A 16,465-nucleotide genomic window follows, 5' to 3' on the forward strand; every position below is an offset into this window, starting at 1 on the left:
CCACTATCGCGCATACGACGCCAGTGCCTTGCGGTCTCTTTTCAGTACGCTCAAGGCAGCGCGACTGATCTTCGCCAACCCGATGCGAGGCATCAAGGGGCGCCCGCGGCTGGTCCACCCAATAGGAGGCCCGCGCGGGACTGTCCTCGCAGATGGCCTGGCTCGTGAGCACCGGCCGTTTTCCGATGTACGCGCGCTATATCGGCGAGACCCGACGCAAAGACGATCAGCAGTGGCAGTTCGAGACCGGTTTGGACTCCGTCCTCGGCATCGCGGCGCGCCTCTCGATCTGAGGACATCGCCAGGAACCCCGGCCCGGGGTGTACCCGGAGGGATGCCGGGGCCTCAGTTCGTCGCGGCAGTGGTCTGCACGGTGCGATGCAGTTGCTCGGTGAACGCGCGCACTCGGGCGGTTTCGCCTTGCTTACGCCAGATCGGCGCGTACTGGAACGCAACGGCGTCCTGGAGCGGAATCCAGGTGACTCCCGGGGTGTTGTGGTGGGGTGCGGCGTCGGAACAGGCGATAGAGACGCCTTCGCCGGCGGCGACGAGGAGAGGGTTCTGCCGCTTCTGGTCTCCTGGGTTGCGAGCTCGTGCACGGGTGATCGGTATTTTCTGCTTCGGCGGCAGCGACTGGCCCGGAGGAACCGGGAATTCCCTGCCCCAGCCTCAGATCTCGAACGTAGTCCCGGCCTCGCACCGGACCCTCGTTCCGGCACAGGGCCGCATCGACGCCACAGGCGCGTGTCGTGAGGCCCTGTCCCTGGCTCAGTCCGACTGAGACGGGAGTGGCCCTGGCGAAGCATGCCGTCCGGGCCGTTTAATGCACTGCGATCACGCGAGGAAAGGACCTGTTCTGTGAGCACAGTGCCCCCGCCCGACGACCCTACGAGGCCGCCGTTACCCCCCGTACCCCTACCGCCTGCCCCCGGACCTGACCCCGAGCCGTCTCCAGCCCCTCCGGGGGCCCGGAGACGGCTCGGCGAGATAGCCGCCCTCGTCTCCGCGGGCGCCGCAGTCCTCGGACTTCTGCTCGGTTTTTTCGGGCTGCCGACCGTGGTCGACTCGCCCTCCGCCAGGACCGTGACCGTCACAGAAACGGTGACCGCCACCGTCACCGCGTCGCCCGCCGAGTTGCCGGAGGGCGCCGAAACGCGCTCGCCGTCCGGCCATGCATCGCCATCGGCCAACGATGTGCTCCTGGCCGACCTCACCCCGCTCGGGATCGCCCCTGACGAGATCTTCTCGATCCAGGACGTGACCATGGGCGCCAAGCCCTATCCCGGCGCCATGGTCATCACCTACCTCTGCCAGTCGGGGCTCGAGTACAGCATCAATGAGAAGTACGAGACGTTGACCTTCACCGCGGGCTTGGACGACGACGGTGTTGCGGTGCCCGGCCGGCTGTCGGTCATCGGTGACGGCAAGCTCCGAAAGCACGTCAGGATGCAGATCAACCGCCCCCAGACCGTGACGATCGATGTCTCCGGCGTCGTCAAGCTCGCCATCGTTCCTGAGTTCGACAACGGACAAACCTGCGACGTGGACGGCGTGGTCGCTGCCGTGGCCGACGGGGTCCTGAAGCGTTGAGACCCAGGCCCCGACCCGGCCTTGAACGAAGGTGCTGGTCTGCGGGTAGGAGGGGAGTCAGCGGGCGAGGGTGATGGTGACGGGCTTGTTCGGACAGGTGCCCGTGGCCTGGGCGAGGGTGTCGCGCTCGGAGTAGTCGATGGTGAGCTGCCAGCGGAGCAAGCTCGACGCCGTTGAGCAGCTCACGACGAGCATCGGCTGCGCCCTTCCGGAACTCGCCGTGGCATTCACCGTGGCCCACCCGGCCGTCACTTCGGCGATCATCGGGCCGCGGACCATGGAGTCGTTGGACGGTCTCCTCAAGGGTGCAGCGCTGACCCTGGATGACGCGACGCTCGACCGGATCGACGAGATCGTGCCGCCCGGGGTGAACCTGTACAACCTGGCTGCCTCCGTCCCCCCCCCGCGATCACTGACCGACACAGCCTTGCGGCGCCGCCCACTCGCCGAATGCGCGGCGGCCTGAGTGGTTTCTCGTTTGGGCGGCGAGGGCACTGATCGCTGCTCCACCCCGGGGCGGTCGGCAGCGTCCGCGGGGTACGGGCCCTCGGCGATCTGCATCTGCCCTTTCCGGTCGAGGAGGAACACTTCTCGATCGGCGTCCGGCACTGCCCGGTTTCGCAGGCCCCTGGCTGGGCATTTCGCCCGCTGTCCGGGCGGCCTGGTCGCACTCGCCAGTCAGGGCGCGCACGTATCTGGCCCGGGTCGGCGCTGTCCTCTACGACAACCCGCATGCCCACCTGCGGAGTGATGCCTGACAGCGAGAAGCGGCTCGGTGGCTATGGGGCGGGCCCCAAGGTGCTTCATACGGGGAGAGCGTCTCCGGGGAAGCCATGGCACGGGTGAACCTCGCAACGCATCATTCCGGCTCGCACGCATGGGTCCTCGGCCATGATCGCCGCAGCTTCCTCAGCCGGCACAGTCATAATGGCGACACCGGCCACGGTGTCGGAGCCGACAGGACACAGGATCGCGATCACCCCCTCCGCGCGCAGCGACACCATGCGCCGCTGGTGTTCGAGTTCGATGGCGTCCGCTCCGTCCGTGGCCCGTTCCGGCTCCCACTGGAGGAGCGCCAAGCTGTAGGGCTTCGCGGTCGCGGCCAGATCTCTGATCTGCTCGTCAGTCACGGTCTTGGTCATGCTGTTTCCTCACTTCACGGTGTTCTCGGCCCACGACACGATGCTCCCCTCTGGCCCGTCGGCACAGGCCGTCTGCCACACGCCCTCGTCAGCATTTATGCCTTCCCCAGGTCGTAGCCCGCGGCGGCATGACCCACCACGCCTTGGAGGTCTTGCACCGCCCTCGCCGGTCAGCCGCAGGCCTTCGGCCTGGGCCCGACTCACGAGCTCGTCGATCACCAGTCGTCCATGGACATCGGCACCACGGCCTCGGACGGCTCGCCGGTCGCGGCCTCGGTCATGTTGTCGCTGGTCATCGATTGATCTTCCATGATCGGGAGTCGCACCGAACGTTTCGCAGTCCCACGCCTCGTCCGGAAGGCCGAAGGCCTCGATGTCGAGTCCAGCGCCTGCGTCCTCGACGCCCAGAGCGTCAAGACCTCGGCCGATGTGCCCGCGCCCGGCCAGGGCATTGGCCCAGGCAGAGGATCGCGGGCCGCACACGTCTCGCCCTGCCCCGTCCCCACACCGCTGCTTCGGCGTCCAGACCTGCGTCGCCCCCGGCCTACGTAGCGAGTGGGCGATCCGGCACGCCGTCGGCGGCGAGGTAAGTCAGGCGAGGTGTCCGAGCACCTTACAGACAACCCCGCGGAGCCCAAGTGCGTAGCAATCCCAGATTGCGCTGGGCCAGGGCCCCGATCCGGGGCAGCAGGGAGTTCGGGGCCGCAGTCGAGGGCTTCCGGGCGATCACACGAGGAGCGACATGACCAGTTCGTCAACCCGCCGTCTGCGGCGCAGGGCGAGGGAAGTATTCGGCTGGCAGCAGCTGCGGCCGGAACAGCTGGTGGCGATGGAGGCGGTGATGGAGCGGCGCGACACGCTGGTGGTGATGCCCACGGGCGCCGGGAAGTCGGCCGTCTACCAGGTGCCGGGGTTGCTGATGCCGGGGCCCACCGTCGTGGTCTCACCGCTGATAGCCCTTCAGCGGGAGCAGGTGCAGGGGCTGCTGCGGCGGGAGGGGGCCGACGCGGCAGCCGTGAACTCGAATCAGACCGAGAGACAGAACGCGGCGGTGTGGGACCAGATCAGCACCGGTGACGTCGACTTCCTCTTCCTGGCTCCGGAGCAACTGGTCAAGGAGGAGGTGATCGACCAGCTTGCGGCTGTGCGCCCCGCGCTGTTCGTGGTCGACGAGGCCCAGTGTGTATCGGCCTGGGGGCACGACTTCCGCCCCGAGTACCTGCGGCTGGGGCACGTGGTGGAGCGCATTGGACGGCCGCCGGTCCTCGCGCTCACCGCCAGCGCCGCCGCTCCGGTGCGCAAGGACATCGTGGCGCAGCTCGGCATGCGTGAGGTCCGCGAGATCGTCACCGGCTTCGACAGGCCGAACATCGACCTGGAGGTCATCGCGTTCCGGGACGCGGCGGCCAAGCGGCGGGCCGTCGTGGAACGCGCGGCGGCCGAAGCCAAACCCGGCCTGGTGTACGCGGCGACGCGCCGGGAGGCAGAGGACTACGCGGACGAGCTCGGCCTGTTGAAGCTGGACACGGCTGCCTACCACGCGGGGCTCTCGGCGCAGGAGCGTTCCGACGTACACGACCGCTTTTTGGAGGGGGCGTTGGACATCGTGGTGGCCACGTCCGCGTTCGGCATGGGAATCGACAAGCCCGACGTGCGTTTCGTCCTGCACGCCTCCGCGCCAGGGTCGCTGGACGCCTACTACCAGGAGATCGGCAGGGCCGGCCGGGACGGCGAGCCGGCCCGCGCGATCCTCGCCTACCGGCCCGCGGACCTCGGCCTGCAACGTTTCTTCGCGAGCGGCCGCCCGGACCAGGACACCTTGGTCCAAGTAGCACAGGCGCTGAAGGAGCACGACGGTCCCGTGCACCCCGGTGAACTGCGGAAGCGGACCCGCCTGACGGCGAGCCGGCTCACGGCCGTGATCAACCTCCTGGAGCAGGTGTCCGCCGTACGCACCAACGACGCCGGGGACCTGGTGCCGACGGGAGAGGTCAGTGCCTCCGAGGCCGCCCGGCGGGCCGTCGAACGAGCCAACGCCCACAAGCAACTGGAGCGGTCGCGAGTCGACATGATGCGCGGCTACGCCGAGACCAACGGGTGCCGCCGCCGCTTCCTGCTCGGGTACTTCGGAGAGGCCTTCGAAGGGGCCGAATCGTGCGGTACCTGCGACCGGTGCGCGTCGACCGAGGCGGCCGGGCGGGGCCTCACCATGGGGCCGGAAGTGCTGGCGGGCACCGGCGGGCTCATCGGTGAACCGTCACCACTGCCAAAGGAGCACACGTTCCGGCCGGGTGCGTCGGTACAGCACGAGCGGTGGGGACGCGGCTCGGTGATGAGCGGTGAGGAGGAGCGCGTAACCGTGCTCTTCGACTCGGTCGGCTACCGCACGCTGTCCTTGGCCGTCGCTCGGGAACAGGGGCTGCTCACGGTCCTCTGACGTACGGGCAGACCGTACCGGCGCCGCACGTGACCTCGTGCGGCGCTGGGCCTGGACACGTCGGTCAGCAGCTGAGGCTGAGCAGAGGTCTCCGGGACCGAAGGGATCATTTGTCGGCCCCGGGGCCCGGCCCTGGGGGTGCCCGTCGGCGGTCGACGACTGCATGACTCCGGCTTTACGGATCGAGGGGCTGTCAGCCATCGACATTCACCGGGTCGATTCAGCAGCGGTTGCGTCGAGCGATCGAGACGTTCAAAGCGGTGGCGAACAAGCACCAGCCGGCGTAGGGGAGCAGGACGTTGGCGGCGGTGGAGTCGGAACGCCGCGTGCGGCGGATCAGCTCGGCGTTGCTCACGTCGAGCACGAAGGTTCCGAGGACGCCGCCCCATGGGCTGCGGCGGGCGAAGAACGCCCAGTTCCACGCCGCGTTCAGAGCCAGGTTGGCCGCGAGGCTCACGGCCAGGCCGCGACGCTCTGGACCTCGAGCACGCTGGAGGGCCCGTCCGCCGCTCCACGCGATCGATGTGTACAGGGGTTGTCCACACGACCGCGAAGGTCCGAGGCGGGGGCTGCCAGGGCGGCTTGTTCCAGGATGACGGCGTCGGCAGGGGTGCCGGTCTCCTCGGCAAGCTCATGAATGTTCGCTGACCCGTGGCTGGGGCCGCTCACAGTAGGTCCGCGGCGAGACTGTATTCCGGCAGTGCGATGTCCCCGGCCTTAGCGAACTGTGCGGCGAGCAGGTTCCGCATAGGCCAGCGGGTCATCTGGCGCATGGAGAGGTCCCGCAGGCGGATGCCGAGCCGGCCCGAAGGCGCGAATCCAGAGGCGCCGCCGCCCGGCGGGAGCTGCTGGGCCTGGCTCACGTACGGGCGCATCACCTCGTCGTAGCGGCGGAAGGCGATGCGGTGGTCGCCCTCGGCGGCCGCGAGTTCACCGGCCAGCACGTAGGCGCCGACCAGAGCCAGGCTGGTCCCCAGTCCGGTCAGCGGGGTGGCGCAGTATCCGGCGTCGCCCAGCAGCGCCACACGGCCGTGCGACCAGCTGTCGAGGCGGACTTGGCCCATGGAGTCGAAGAAGAAGTCCGGGGCGGATTGCATGGCCCGCAGCAGGCGTGGGGTCTCCCAGCCGACGCCTGCGAAGCGCTGGGCCACGAGTTCCCGCTGGGCGGCGACGTCGCGCCGGTCGTAGGCGATCGGTGCCGAACGGAAGCTGAGGCCGGCCTTGATCTCGCCGGGGAGACGGCCGGGCCGCGCGGAGGCGACCAGCCCGCCGGGCGCGTTGTGCATCAGGTACCAGCCGTCGAGTTCCAGGTCGTCGGTGGCTGTGAACCAGGCTGTGTAAAGGCCGAGCGGGTGGACGAACTCCTGCTCCGGGCCGAAGGTCAGCGCGCGTGTTACGGAGTGCGGTCCGTCCGCGCCGACGACCAGCCCGAACCGGCGCGGCGCGGCTTTCTCGAAGGTGACGCTGACCGCGTCGATGTCCTGATCGATTTCGGTGACGGTGTCGTCGAACAGGTACTCCGTGTCCGACAGGGTGGCCTCGTACAGCAGGTGAGCGAGATCGCCGCGGAGGATCTCGATCTCGGAGACGATCCCCTCGCCGCCGAAGCTGTCGGCGGGCACCCGCGCGGTGGTCCGGCCGGAGGCGTTGACGAGTGCGAGGCCGCGTTGGTCCACGCTCTCGGCCCTGGCCCGGTCCATCAGGCCCATTCGCTCGATCACGGTGCGGCCGGCGCCGCGCAGATCCACGGTCTGCCCGCCCGGCCGGGGTGCCGGCGCGCGTTCCACGATGGTGACCATGAAGCCTGCCTTGCGTAGCCAGTACGCCAGCGCGGGCCCGGCGATGCCAGCACCGCAGATTAGTATCTCGTTGTTCTGCATGACGTGAATGTACGACGTACGCAAGATAGTGCGCAAGGATGGAATCGCTTATCAGAATGGGATGTTGGAGGTTGCTGCACTAGTACGTAGAAGCGGGGAGGGCGCTCATGTGCGGGGGCCGTCCAGCATTGACGCTAGAATGGCACTCATTCAGGTGCACTAGTGCAGAGGGGTGCCGGTGAGCGGACAGGCGGTACCGCGTTACAGCCAGATCGTCGGCGAACTGCGGCAGTGGATCGAGTCGGGTGAGCTGGCGCCGGGTGATCGCGTGCCCTCGACCCGTGAGATCACCAAGCGGTGGGGTGTCGCGATGGCGACCGCGACCAAGGTGCTCACCGAGCTGCGCCGCGAGGGGATGGTCCGTGCCGTCCCCGGCGTCGGGACGGTCGTGGCAGCCCCGAGCCGCCCGGTGAGGGCCGCCCGACCAGCTGCCGCCGCGCCCCCGGGCGGGCCTTCGAATGCGTCCTCGAACCAGGCGGCGCTCACGCTCGGACGGATCGTCGGTGCCGCCGTCACGGTCGCCGACACGGAGGGGCTGGCCGCAGTCTCGATGCGCCGGGTGGCCGCCGAGCTCGGGGTGTCGACCATGTCGCTGTACCGGCACGTGGACGACAAGGACGACCTGCTGACGCGAATGATGGACACGGTCATCGCGGAGCGCCCGTTGCCCGCCGACCCGCCGGAAGGCTGGCGCGAGGCGATCGAGTTGGCGGCTCGGCAGCTCTGGGATCTGTTCCGCGGCCACCCTTGGCTCGCACCGGCTCTGTCGGTGACCCGCCCTCAGATGATCACCTCGGCGCTGCCGTACAGCGAGTGGATTCTTGCCACCCTGCACGCCCACGGACTCGATCTGCAGTCCGCCTTTACCGCGCACCTCATGCTGCTCAATTACGCCCGTGGTATCGCCGTCAACCTGGAGTCGGAGCGAGAGGCCGAGGCGCACAGCGGGCTCGACAGCGAGGCGTGGATGGATACCCAGGAGCCCGCGTTCCTGGCGATTCTGGCCACCGGCCGTTTCCCCGCGCTCTCCCGCCTTGCCACGGCCGGTTACGACCTCGACCTCGACGCCTTCTTCGAGTTCGGCCTCCAGCGCCTCCTCGACGGCCTTGCCTCACTCCTCAACGAGAGTTCCGCCGATTGAACGGAAAACTCGAGGCCCCCTACCACCGACACGCAAAGGCGCGGCGCCGCATCGGACTCGGCCTCGGGACCGTGACGTCACAGACTTGGCTCAGGTTTTTCGTCTCGGCATCGGCACCTGCGGAGATACTCCAGCCAGGGGTCCCGTACGGCCTCTGCGACGAGACTGTGTGCGACTGTCATCCGCAAGTCAGCTGCATGATCCGAAGGGGGCGTTCAGGCCGCTGGGCGGATCCGGCCACCGGTTGCCTTTCGCAACGCGGCCTCCAGCCGGTCGCGGGCCTCGGTCTGGGCAGCGATCCGTTCGTTGAGGACCGCCAACCGTTCCAATGCGACCCGCAGGCCGTTTCCGAGGGCGGTGCGGCGGCCACGTCGCCGTCCAGGCACGGCAGGAACACCCGCACGTCGTCCAAGGTTAGCCCGGCGACCGGCAGGTAGCGGATATTCGGCCTCACGACTTGCTCCGTAGCGCTTGGTCGACCTGACTGGTCCGGTTCTGCTCGGGTAGCCGGCGCCAGCGGGCGAAGGCGGAGCTGGCCTGGGTGGCGTTCTCTTCGGGGTACGCGCGCACGCCGCTGACTCGGAGGGTGGCATCCACGCCGCCGGGTCCTTGTCGGCCTTCGACCGTTTGGTCTTCGCGGTAACCGCGACCAGGGAGCGCTCTGCCGCCCGGTCGTTGGCGTAGGCCTGGCGGCGTTCGGGGGCCCAGTCGTAGGCGCCAGCTGGCGGGGAGCGTAATTCGAAGTGTGCGGCGTTCCGGGTGGTGCCCCGCTTGCCGGGAGCCAGCCGACCCCACTACCTGACGGCTCGTGACCGCCGGCCTCCCGCGCCTTCGTGACAACGGCATTCAGCGCATGCGGTTCAGGGTGTTGCTGATGGATGTCAGGAGTTGCGTGGGGTTATCAGGCCGGATTCGTAGGCGAGGATCACGAGCTGGGCGCGGTCGCGGGCGTGGAGTTTGGTCATGGCCCGGTTGACGTGGGTTTTCGCGGTCAGTGGGCTGATCAGCATGTGGTCCGCGATCTCGTCGTTGGACAGGCCCTGCGCCACCAGTGCGACGGCCTCGCGTTCTCGGGCGGTCAGCCCTTCCAGCCCCTGCCCGATGGTATTCGGGAGTGGCTGGGTGACGTACCGGTTGATGAGCTTGCGGGTGATCGAGGGTGCGAGGAGGGCGGCGACGCGGACGGCGTGCAGGAAGTCCTCCGGCTCGATGTCCTTGACGAGGAATCCGGCGGCGCCGGCGGACAGGGCGTTGAAGACGTATTCGTCCAGGCCGTAGTTGGTGAGGATGACGACGTGGACGCCCGCTAGTTCCGGGTCGGCTGCGATGCGCCGGGTCGTCTCGATGCCGTCGAGGACCGGCATCTGGATGTCGATGAGGGCGACGTCGGGCAGGTGCTCTCCGGCGAGCGCCAGGCCCTCCTGGCCGTTGGCGGCTTCGGCCACGACCTCGATGTCGTCTTCGAGGTCGAGGAACGCACCGAATCCGCTGCGGATGAGCGGCTGGTCGTCGACCAGCAGGACACGGATCACGAGGCCGTCTCCAAGGGGAGCTCGGCCCGGACGGTGAAGCCGCCCTCGCCGCGCGGTGCTGCCCGGAGCCGGCCTCCGAGGACAGTGACGCGTTCGCGCATCCCGAGCAGGCCGATGCCGGGCACCGGGGTGTCGTCCGGCGTGGCTTTGCCGTCGTCATCCACCTGCAGGGCGACGGTGTCCGGGCGGTAGTCGATGTGGACCGATGCCGTGGTGGCTTCCGCGTGACGGGCGATGTTGGTGAGGGACTCCTGGACGATCCGGTAGAGGGTGCGGCCCACCGCGGCCGGTACGTCGTGCTGCCGACCCTGGATCGTCAGCGTCGCCTGCAGACCTGTCTTGCTGGCCCGTTCCACCAGTTCGGGGATGTGGTCGAGGCCGTGCGGTGGGGTGGTGTCGTCGTCGCGCAGCGCCTCCAGAGTGGCGCGGAGTTCGCGGGACGCCTCCCGGCCGGCCTCCCGGATGGCCAGCAGGGCCTCAGGGACTTCTTCGCCCCGCTTGCGGGCCACATGCACGGCCGCTTCGGACTGCACCTTGATCACCGAGATCTGGTGGGTGAGCGAATCGTGCAGCTCCCGCGCGATGTGCAGCCGCTCCTCATCGGCGCGGCGCCGTGCGGTCTCTTCCCGGGTGCGTTCGGCTTCGTCGGCCCGGCGTTCGGCCTGCCGGAGGGCTTCGCCGGCGGCGCCGGCGGCGATGAGCCAGGCGATTTGGAGGGCGCCGCGGGCCTGCGCGAATGCCTCGCCCGTGTCGTGCAGGCCCGCGGCGAGGGCCGCGAGGGGGAGCGCGGCCAGCACGGCCACGCTCACCGCCACCGTGACGACGCGGTGCCCCGCCCGCATGGCCGCGTACACCGCGAAGAGGAACGCGACGGCAGCCACATCGAACCCTGCCGCCTGGTACCCCACCGCGCACAGCCCGGTGACGGCCAGGACAGCAACCGGAGCCCGGCGCCCGGCCGCCAGCGCCAAGCCGCCCACCGCCAACAGCACATGACCGAGCAGGCCGAGGCTGGTGGTGGAGTGCTGCCCGGACAGCCCGGTGACCAGCAGCGCCGCCGCCACGCCTATGGCGATCAGCCAGTCTCTGACACCGGCCCGTACTCGGAACCGTCCTTTGCTCATGCGCGCACCGTAGCCGGAGGCTGCCATGGGCGAATCCCGCTCGCGAACGAGCGGCCGGCTACCACGCACGCAGTAGCTCCGCGGCACCTGCCGCGTCCGTGGTACCGCGAAGTGACTGCGCCTGCCGGACGAACTGCGGCGGTCCGGCCGACATGCTCGAACCACATCCAGTCGTGGGAAGAGAAGGAGCACCCTGATGTCCGCTCGTCGCCTGTTCGCCGCCTCCGCGACCGCCCTGCTCGGCGGGCTCGGTCTTGCCACACCAGCAGCAGCGCACGACTCGGTCCAGCCCTTCGCGGCCAGCGTCACGGACTTCAGCCTCGGGCGGCTCGGAGCCACCACCGGCGGGCTGCTGGGGCTGGCCGCCGTGATCGTCGCTGTGCTGGCGGTGAGACGACCCGCCGGTCGTCTCGGCGCCGCCAACGGGACGCTTGGGGCCAAGGCGGCCGTGGTCGCGGGGCTGATCGCCATGGCCCTCGGCGGGCTGGTCGCGGCCAACGCTGACGGCGGTCTCGGCACCGGCAACGGGCTGGGCGGAGCATACGTGGCCCTGCTGCTGGGGCTGGCCGGCACTGCGCTGGGCGGGCGGGCTCTGACACGCTCCCGCTGCACCCGTTGACGCCAGCAGATCCGCGTTCTGCCGCGGTCACGCCCTGCGGGCGGTCACCGCGCGACGTACCGCGTACGCGGCGGCGCCGGCGGCCAGCACGACAGCGCCGGAGATCACCGAGGAGGCCGGCAGGGCGAACGCGAGCATGAGGCAGCCGGCCAGTCCGACGGCCGAGACGATCCGCGCCGGGCGGCCCTCGTCCGGGGTGAGGGTCCAGGCGGAGGCGTTGGCGATGGCGTAGTAGGCGAGTACCCCGAAGGAGGAGAAGCCGATCGCCCCGCGGACGTCGGTGGTCGCGGCGAGTACGGCGACGACCGCGCCGACTACGAGTTCGGCGCGGTGGGGCACCTGGAACTTCGAGTGGACGGCGGCCAGGGCGTGCGGGAGGTGGTGGTCGCGGGCCATCGCCAGGGTCGTGCGCGAGACCCCGAGGATCAGGGCGAGGAGCGAGCCGAGCGCGGCCACCGCGGCGCCCACCCGTACGACCGGTGCCAGCCAGTCCGCGCCTGCGGTCCGTGCGGCGTCCGACAGCGGAGCGGTGGCGGACGCCAGCCCCTGCGGGTCCAGCACGAGCAGGACGGCGACGGCGACGGCCGCGTAGACGAAGAGTGCGATGCCGAGGGCGAGCGGAATGGCCCGCGGGATGGTGCGGGCGGGGTCGCGGACTTCCTCCCCGAGCGTGGCGATGCGGGCGTAGCCGGCGAAGGCGAAGAACAGCAGGCCCGCCGCCTGGAGCACCCCGCCGAAGGTCGCGTCGTCACCGATGCCGAGCCGGGCCGCGTCCGCGTCGCCAGAGGTGACCGCGGCGACCGCCACCGCCGCCAGCACGGCCAGGACCACGGCGACAATGATCCGGGTCAGCCAGGCGGACTTCTGCACCCCGGCGTAGTTGACGGCGGTCGGCACCACCACGGCCGCGGCCGCGACCGCGTGCGCCTGACCGGGCCACACGTACGAACCGACGGTCAGCGCCATCGCCGCACAGGAGGCGGTCTTGCCGACCACGAACGCCCATCCGGCGAGGTAGCCCCAGAACTCGCCCAGCCGCTCCCGCCCGTAGACATACGTACCGCCGGAGGCGGGATAGCGGGCGGCCAGGCGCGCCGAGGACATCGCGTTGCAGTACGCCACCACCGCCGCCAGCGCCAAGCCGAGCAGCAGCCCCGACCCGGCCGCACCCGCCGCCGGAGCCAGGGAAGCGAAAATCCCCGCCCCGATCATCGACCCCAGGCCGATCACCACGGCGTCGAACACACCCAGGTGCCGCTTCAACTCACTCGCGCCCAAAGACCCCGAACCCCCACCCATCACTCGCTCCAAACCCCACTCCGGCAGATCTACCGGCGCACCGTATAGGAGCGAGGTGCCGCGACAGGGGGCGCACCCGGATGGGCAGAGACGGCGACGTGCCACCAGGCCCGGGAGGAATAGCGCAGCCTACTCAGAGATGCCTACGGCGCGGGCTCGTAGACGACGGTCGTGTTGGCGCGATCTTCGGCGAGTCCGAGGAGAGCCTGGCGCTCGGCCTCGTCGACGGCCAAGTGCCAGTGCAATTTCGTGCCGACCCAGGTCGCGGCGTAAGTGCAGTGGTAGGAGCCGTCCGACGGCAGCCACTCGGCCGGGTCCTTGTCACTCCTGGAGCGGTTGGAGGCGGCGGAGACCGCGATCAGCGTGTCCGGGCTCTTCTGGTCGTTCGCGTACGCCTCCCGCCGCGCCGCGGACCAGGGGGTCTGTTCCGAGTCGTAGACCTCGGCGAGCGGGACGAAGTGGTCGACGTCGAGGCGGGCCGCGTCGGTGACGACCAGGTTGTCTTACTGATCGTCCGCGCCGGTCAATGGCTGTATGAAGCAGCGCCGTTCGGCATGACGCCCGACGAGTTCTCGGCACTCTGCTGGCCCGGCGGAGGCAGACGAGACCACCCGGCTGGACTCTCGTCATCCCCGCACCAATCCACACACCCGGCCGGCAACGAATCACTCTGTATGAGCCCGCTGAAAATCACACCGGACGAAACCCCCGCCGGCCCCGCACTGCAAGTGATTGGCGAACTCGACTACGCAAGTTCCGCCGCCCTGAGCCTTAGGACCGAGGCCCTCCGTCTCTCCCCGGGACAGCGCCTGGTCGTCGACCTGTCCGGTGTGGAGTTCTGCGACTCCACTGGCATCACGGCCCTCCTCGCTGCCCGCCAGCACGCTCAAGCGGCAGGAGCCACCATGGTTTTGGATGCTGTGCCGACGCACCTGATACGCATCTTCACCCTGACAGGCCTGGACCAGGTCTTTACATTTCGCCCCGGTGACTTAGCTTGACCAGTTCGGTGAGGCGTCCGAACTCCGGTTTCGGCCGGACGACGATCCGCTGGGCCACTTCGATCCCTGCTGTGACCCGCCGCCTGCAGCGGCGTCGACGAGGCGGCGAAGAGGCCCTGGCACTGCGTGATACGCGGCGCAGCACATCGCCAGGCTGCTCGCCGACGCCGGGCGCACCAAGGAAGCCGTCACCATCCTTCAGTAGCATGACCGCAAGAACAGCCACGACCTGGCCGGCTGCCTCGTCGACGTCGGGCGGATCGGCGAAGTCCTGGCCGTTCTCCACCAGCCGCCCGCCAAAGCGGCGACGCCCCCCGGGGCGGCAGGAACCTTCGCTCTGAGGCCCTGCCCGGTTTCGAACGTGTTGGGATGGCGGCCGCCGCCCGGAGGGATTGAAGAGCCGCGCGTGCGGCTGCGGTTCTCGCCTGCAGTCGAGCCCGGCGCGGGCAGGCGATCCGCCCATCGAAAGTTGTTGCCCCGCGCCGTAGCGGGTAGCACATAGTGGAGCGACATTCGATTGATCTGCTGAGCACCTTGGAGCATGCGGCCGTGACGACCGTGCACACCGAAACATCCACCGACCGGGTCCCCGGCCGTGCCTGGACCGTCCGCATCATCGGCCACGGCCGAACCTCCGCGTCCGTCACCTGCAGCACAACGGCATGCCGGATGCCGCCCCGCTCCGAAGACCTTGCCGCGCTGCGGGCGTTCGCCGCCCGGCACGCCGCCGCCCACGCGAAAGCAGCAACCCTCCGCCCCAACGCCCGATGCCACTGCGGCGCGCAGAGCTGCGAAGCCCACCCCGACACCAAGACCCACTGCGCAGGCACCGTCCTGCTGATCCTGCGCCACGACCCCCTCATCCGCCGCGTCTGGACCATTGAAGAAGTCTGCGAAGCGTGCGCGCCGCTGCTCCCGAACGCCACGGTCCTGGCCCGCGCCGAGCGCCCCCGCCGCACCCCCGATCGCACCAGCACACAGGTGGCAGCCCCCGCACGGGCGGTAGTCGCGGGCGGTTTCTCCTCACCCGCCGCTCCGGGTGCCGAGGACGCTGATCTTGTACGGCGTGCCCGGCGCAGCAGCCGGCGTTCATGACCTGGGCCCTGCCTGAGGCCCGGGATGAGGTCCGGTTGCTGATGCTGTCGGCGGATGACAGTGAGGCGGGGGAGGGAGACGCGCAACCGGGTCGGGGGATCGCGGGGCGGCTGCTGGCGGCGTAGGCCGGGGTTGTCGAGCTGCGCCGTAGGGATGACGGGGCGAGAAGCGGCGGGAGTCATGGCCGTGCGCGGGTTCGGCCCAGGCGGGTGACGCTGTGCCAGCGCTCCGGCACTTACGCTGGCTCGCCGACATGAGCTAAGCCCCGTTCACCTGTCCTCGGGCTGTCCCTGTGCGACTGCTGTGTCACGCCGGCACGTTTCCGCGCAGCAGCAGTGCGGCCAGTGCCAGAGCGTTTCCGTGTGGCGAGGAGATGTCGAGGCCGGTGAGCTCGGTGAATCTGGCCAGTCGGTTGTCGACGGTGTTGGGGTGCAGCCTCAGGTGGCGTGCGGTGCTGCGCCGGTCGTGGCGGTGTTCGAGATGGGCACGCAGGGTCTCGATGAGTTCGGGCCGGTCTGCGACAGGGTCGAGAAGGGCTGCGATGCGGTCGCTGCTCTCGTCGCGGCGCGAGAGGTGGTACTCCAGCAGGACGTCGTCCATACGGTGCGGGCCGGGGGGTCGTCCGCAGGCGCGGGCGACCCGGACGATGTCGGTGGCGGTCCTGGCAGCAGCCGGGACGTCCTGGGGACTGGCAGCGGTGACCGCGGCACATCGCACGTCGGGGCCGCAGATCTTCCGGAGGCGGGTTGACAGCTCCTCGCAGGCGCGGGTGCCGTCCGTGTCGTCGGCCCGCTGGGGAGCGATGACGTGACCTCCGTCGACGCTGAGCAGCGACACCGCCTCGGTGCCGAGTACGCGGTCGAGCACGGTCTGGATGCGGCGGACGTTGCGGCGGTCCGCGACGGCCGGGGCCGCCGGGTCCTGACCGCGAGGTACATGCAGATGAACGACGAGAAAGGGCCCTTCGAGGCCCAGTTCCTCCAGGGTCCGTGCGGGGGGCAGGGAACCGTCCAGCAGCCCGCGTACGAGGGAGCGGTGGTGCTCACGTCGTTCGGCGAAGAGCGCGGCTTGTTCATCGAGGTAGGTCTCGGCCACGGCGCCGATGATGGCTTCATGGCCTCGCAGGAGGAAGTCGACGAGCTCGATGAGCGCGCCTTCTTCTCCGCTGTTGGCCTCGTCCCGGAGCGCTTGCCACAGGACATAGACGCCCGTGGAGTGGCTGCGCAGGAGGGTGTGCAGGGGCATGCCCTCGTCGGCGCGCTGAGCGGCGCGTTCGCGGAAGAGGCTGTAGTCCCCGGCGCGGCCCTGGGTGTCGCGTACGCGGCGCAGGAAGAGGCGTAGTCCGTTGCGGACCGTGGCGGCGATCTCCACGTCCTTCACATCGGCGGGGAGTTCGGTGTATCCGGGCAGCTGTTCGAAGGTCTCGCGGGCCATGCGACGGGCGAGCTCGTTGACGCGGCTCTCGCACCGGGCGGCGAGAGCCTGCGCGGCGGGTGACAGCTGCGGATACGCGCCGTGGGCTACGGATGACGGAACGTTAGGCACCGGGTCGATCCTCCGTAAGGGCTGTGATCCGTCACAGTCTACGTGGCGATCGATTGTGAA

General features: G+C 69.6%; 18 protein-coding genes and 4 pseudogenes. 9 read left to right on the forward strand and 13 right to left on the reverse strand.

The window, feature by feature from the left end; translation table 11 throughout:
- The first annotated feature begins 152 nt into the window (after positions 1-152).
- Complete coding sequence (locus tag EAO73_RS27620) at positions 153-293, forward strand: hypothetical protein (RefSeq protein WP_191134248.1); 141 nt, start codon at positions 153-155, stop codon at positions 291-293.
- 52 nt (positions 294-345) lie between these two features.
- Here the strand turns inward: EAO73_RS27620 and EAO73_RS37420 are convergent, their stop codons facing one another.
- Complete coding sequence (locus EAO73_RS37420) at positions 346-630, reverse strand: LysR substrate-binding domain-containing protein (RefSeq protein ID WP_147974460.1); 285 nt, start codon at positions 628-630, stop codon at positions 346-348.
- A gap of 453 nt (positions 631-1,083) precedes the next feature.
- On the opposite strand from EAO73_RS37420, the gene EAO73_RS27630 reads away from it, so the two are divergent.
- Positions 1,084-1,590, forward strand: coding sequence for an NPCBM/NEW2 domain-containing protein (locus tag EAO73_RS27630; RefSeq protein WP_147974266.1), 507 nt, complete (start codon positions 1,084-1,086; stop codon positions 1,588-1,590).
- Between the two features lie 57 nt (positions 1,591-1,647).
- Here EAO73_RS27630 and EAO73_RS37160 read toward each other — a convergent pair whose 3' ends face one another.
- Positions 1,648-1,776: a hypothetical protein gene (locus EAO73_RS37160; RefSeq protein WP_263576315.1), complete on the reverse strand. Its 129-nt coding sequence runs from the start codon at positions 1,774-1,776 to the stop codon at positions 1,648-1,650.
- On the opposite strand from EAO73_RS37160, the pseudogene EAO73_RS27635 reads away from it, so the two are divergent.
- Positions 1,748-2,056, forward strand: a pseudogene (locus EAO73_RS27635) (aldo/keto reductase); the annotation flags it as partial. The gene EAO73_RS37160 and the pseudogene EAO73_RS27635 sit on opposite strands and share 29 nt — an antisense overlap.
- Before the next feature lie 337 nt (positions 2,057-2,393).
- On the opposite strand, the gene EAO73_RS27640 reads toward EAO73_RS27635, so the two are convergent.
- A complete protein-coding gene (locus EAO73_RS27640) occupies positions 2,394-2,732 on the reverse strand; it encodes a hypothetical protein (RefSeq protein WP_147974267.1) in 339 nt (112 codons plus the stop codon).
- A gap of 345 nt (positions 2,733-3,077) precedes the next feature.
- Here EAO73_RS27640 and EAO73_RS36840 point away from each other — a divergent pair.
- Together EAO73_RS36840 and EAO73_RS27655 are read left to right on the forward strand one after the other, a co-directional pair.
- Positions 3,078-3,197, forward strand: a pseudogene (locus tag EAO73_RS36840) (IS5/IS1182 family transposase); the annotation flags it as partial.
- A 277-nt stretch (positions 3,198-3,474) separates the two neighbouring features.
- The gene (locus EAO73_RS27655) at positions 3,475-5,169 is read left to right on the forward strand and encodes a RecQ family ATP-dependent DNA helicase (protein WP_147974268.1); all 1,695 of its coding nucleotides are present in this window, start codon (positions 3,475-3,477) and stop codon (positions 5,167-5,169) included.
- Positions 5,170-5,389: 220 nt separating this feature from the next.
- On the opposite strand, the gene EAO73_RS27660 is transcribed toward EAO73_RS27655, so the two are convergent.
- Both EAO73_RS27660 and EAO73_RS27665 read right to left on the reverse strand, forming a co-directional pair.
- On the reverse strand, positions 5,390-5,701 hold the full coding sequence (locus tag EAO73_RS27660) for a tryptophan-rich sensory protein (protein ID WP_224756506.1): 312 nt from the start codon (positions 5,699-5,701) through the stop codon (positions 5,390-5,392).
- A 133-nt stretch (positions 5,702-5,834) separates the two neighbouring features.
- On the reverse strand, positions 5,835-7,049 hold the full coding sequence (locus EAO73_RS27665) for an FAD-dependent monooxygenase (protein WP_147974269.1): 1,215 nt from the start codon (positions 7,047-7,049) through the stop codon (positions 5,835-5,837).
- Between the two features lie 178 nt (positions 7,050-7,227).
- On the opposite strand from EAO73_RS27665, the gene EAO73_RS27670 reads away from it, so the two are divergent.
- On the forward strand, positions 7,228-8,190 hold the full coding sequence (locus tag EAO73_RS27670) for a TetR/AcrR family transcriptional regulator C-terminal domain-containing protein (RefSeq protein WP_147974270.1): 963 nt from the start codon (positions 7,228-7,230) through the stop codon (positions 8,188-8,190).
- 215 nt (positions 8,191-8,405) lie between these two features.
- Here the strand turns inward: EAO73_RS27670 and EAO73_RS36845 are convergent.
- The 4 genes and pseudogenes from EAO73_RS36845 to EAO73_RS27690 form a co-directional block, all read right to left on the reverse strand.
- Positions 8,406-8,635, reverse strand: a pseudogene (locus EAO73_RS36845) (MerR family DNA-binding protein); the annotation flags it as partial.
- Between the two features lie 121 nt (positions 8,636-8,756).
- A pseudogene (locus EAO73_RS36850) lies at positions 8,757-8,912 on the reverse strand (HNH endonuclease); the annotation flags it as partial.
- Positions 8,913-9,071: 159 nt separating this feature from the next.
- A complete protein-coding gene (locus EAO73_RS27685; RefSeq protein ID WP_147974271.1) occupies positions 9,072-9,722 on the reverse strand; it encodes a response regulator in 651 nt (216 codons plus the stop codon).
- Positions 9,719-10,846: a sensor histidine kinase gene (locus tag EAO73_RS27690; protein WP_147974272.1), complete on the reverse strand. Its 1,128-nt coding sequence runs from the start codon at positions 10,844-10,846 to the stop codon at positions 9,719-9,721. The genes EAO73_RS27685 and EAO73_RS27690 overlap by 4 nt, the downstream gene beginning before the upstream one ends.
- A gap of 196 nt (positions 10,847-11,042) precedes the next feature.
- Between EAO73_RS27690 and EAO73_RS27695 the strand changes: the two genes are divergently transcribed.
- Positions 11,043-11,465: a DUF6223 family protein gene (locus EAO73_RS27695; protein ID WP_147974273.1), complete on the forward strand. Its 423-nt coding sequence runs from the start codon at positions 11,043-11,045 to the stop codon at positions 11,463-11,465.
- Between the two features lie 27 nt (positions 11,466-11,492).
- Here the strand turns inward: EAO73_RS27695 and EAO73_RS27700 are convergent, their stop codons facing one another.
- The gene (locus tag EAO73_RS27700; RefSeq protein WP_147974274.1) at positions 11,493-12,764 is read right to left on the reverse strand and encodes an APC family permease; all 1,272 of its coding nucleotides are present in this window, start codon (positions 12,762-12,764) and stop codon (positions 11,493-11,495) included.
- A gap of 143 nt (positions 12,765-12,907) precedes the next feature.
- Positions 12,908-13,261: a DUF1524 domain-containing protein gene (locus EAO73_RS27705; protein ID WP_224756507.1), complete on the reverse strand. Its 354-nt coding sequence runs from the start codon at positions 13,259-13,261 to the stop codon at positions 12,908-12,910.
- On the opposite strand from EAO73_RS27705, the gene EAO73_RS37250 reads away from it, so the two are divergent.
- Positions 13,223-13,765, forward strand: a complete 543-nt coding sequence (locus EAO73_RS37250) for an STAS domain-containing protein (RefSeq protein WP_318153293.1) — start codon at positions 13,223-13,225, stop codon at positions 13,763-13,765. The genes EAO73_RS27705 and EAO73_RS37250 overlap by 39 nt on opposite strands.
- Here the strand turns inward: EAO73_RS37250 and EAO73_RS27715 are convergent.
- Positions 13,737-14,051, reverse strand: a complete 315-nt coding sequence (locus tag EAO73_RS27715) for a hypothetical protein (RefSeq protein ID WP_147974275.1) — start codon at positions 14,049-14,051, stop codon at positions 13,737-13,739. The genes EAO73_RS37250 and EAO73_RS27715 overlap by 29 nt on opposite strands.
- Before the next feature lie 263 nt (positions 14,052-14,314).
- Between EAO73_RS27715 and EAO73_RS27720 the strand changes: the two genes are divergently transcribed.
- Positions 14,315-14,860: a hypothetical protein gene (locus EAO73_RS27720; protein ID WP_147974276.1), complete on the forward strand. Its 546-nt coding sequence runs from the start codon at positions 14,315-14,317 to the stop codon at positions 14,858-14,860.
- Between the two features lie 306 nt (positions 14,861-15,166).
- Here EAO73_RS27720 and EAO73_RS27725 read toward each other — a convergent pair whose 3' ends face one another.
- Positions 15,167-16,405: a PucR family transcriptional regulator gene (locus EAO73_RS27725; RefSeq protein WP_224756485.1), complete on the reverse strand. Its 1,239-nt coding sequence runs from the start codon at positions 16,403-16,405 to the stop codon at positions 15,167-15,169.
- Positions 16,406-16,465: the final 60 nt, after the last annotated feature.

The sequence above is a fragment of the Streptomyces sp. col6 genome, from assembly GCF_008042035.1.
In the GTDB taxonomy this organism is placed as follows: Bacteria; Actinomycetota; Actinomycetes; order Streptomycetales; family Streptomycetaceae; genus Streptomyces.

Excerpts from the sequence above, each read along its gene's own strand:
- EAO73_RS27620 (WP_191134248.1), top strand. The coding sequence starts at position 153 with ATGGCCTGGCTCGTGAGCACCGGCCGTTTTCCGATGTACGCGCGCTAT.
- EAO73_RS27640 (WP_147974267.1), bottom strand. The coding sequence starts at position 2,732 with ATGACCAAGACCGTGACTGACGAGCAGATCAGAGATCTGGCCGCGACC.
- EAO73_RS27655 (WP_147974268.1), top strand. The coding sequence starts at position 3,475 with ATGACCAGTTCGTCAACCCGCCGTCTGCGGCGCAGGGCGAGGGAAGTA.
- EAO73_RS27665 (WP_147974269.1), bottom strand. The coding sequence starts at position 7,049 with ATGCAGAACAACGAGATACTAATCTGCGGTGCTGGCATCGCCGGGCCC.
- EAO73_RS27690 (WP_147974272.1), bottom strand. The coding sequence starts at position 10,846 with ATGAGCAAAGGACGGTTCCGAGTACGGGCCGGTGTCAGAGACTGGCTG.
- EAO73_RS27695 (WP_147974273.1), top strand. The coding sequence starts at position 11,043 with ATGTCCGCTCGTCGCCTGTTCGCCGCCTCCGCGACCGCCCTGCTCGGC.
- EAO73_RS27700 (WP_147974274.1), bottom strand. The coding sequence starts at position 12,764 with ATGGGTGGGGGTTCGGGGTCTTTGGGCGCGAGTGAGTTGAAGCGGCAC.